This window comes from Nocardioides sp. (assembly GCF_024509035.1).
In the GTDB taxonomy this organism is placed as follows: Bacteria; Actinomycetota; Actinomycetes; order Propionibacteriales; family Nocardioidaceae; genus Nocardioides.
In genome coordinates this window covers 1,075-1,621 of record NZ_JANINT010000412.1, presented here as the reverse complement: position 1 = coordinate 1,621, position 547 = coordinate 1,075, and the positions used below count along the sequence as shown (strand labels likewise).

Annotated in this window: 1 protein-coding gene; it reads right to left on the bottom strand. The window is 72.0% G+C overall.

The features are described 5' to 3' along the window. Window positions 1-547: response regulator transcription factor (locus tag Q0L15_RS22635; RefSeq protein ID WP_296607116.1), on the bottom strand; the 547-nt coding region annotated here is incomplete at both ends.

The following is a 547-nucleotide window of genomic DNA, read 5'->3' as shown; positions in this document are numbered from 1 at the left end:
ATCCCAGACGTCGTCCATCAGCGACTCCCGGCTCACGGCTCGCCCGGCGTCTGCGGCGAGCCGGGCGAGCAGGTCGAACTCCTTCGGACGCAGGACCACCTCGCGGTCGCGGATCAGGCATCGTCGTGCCCCGGGGTCGACGGTGAGGTCACCACTGGTGAACACGCCCGGTACGAACTCCGCGACCGCGGCCCGGCGCAGGTGGGCGCGCACCCGCGCGAGCAGCTCGGTCATCCGGAACGGCTTGGTCAGGTAGTCGTCGGCACCGGCCTCCAGGCCCTCTACGACGTCCATCTCGTCCCTGCGGGCGGTGAGCATCACGACGACGCACTGGGGCTGGGCGCGCTTGAGGGAACGGCACACCTCCACGCCGTCGACGTCGGGGAGCCCGAGGTCGAGGAGCACCAGGTCGATCGTGCCGGCCCGGGCGACGCGGAGCCCTTCCGCGCCGGTCCGGCTCCAGTCGACGTCGTGTCCGTTGGCGGTGAGGGCAGCCGCGAGCAGGTCGCCGATCCGGGCCTCGTCCTCGATGACGAGCACGGTTGCC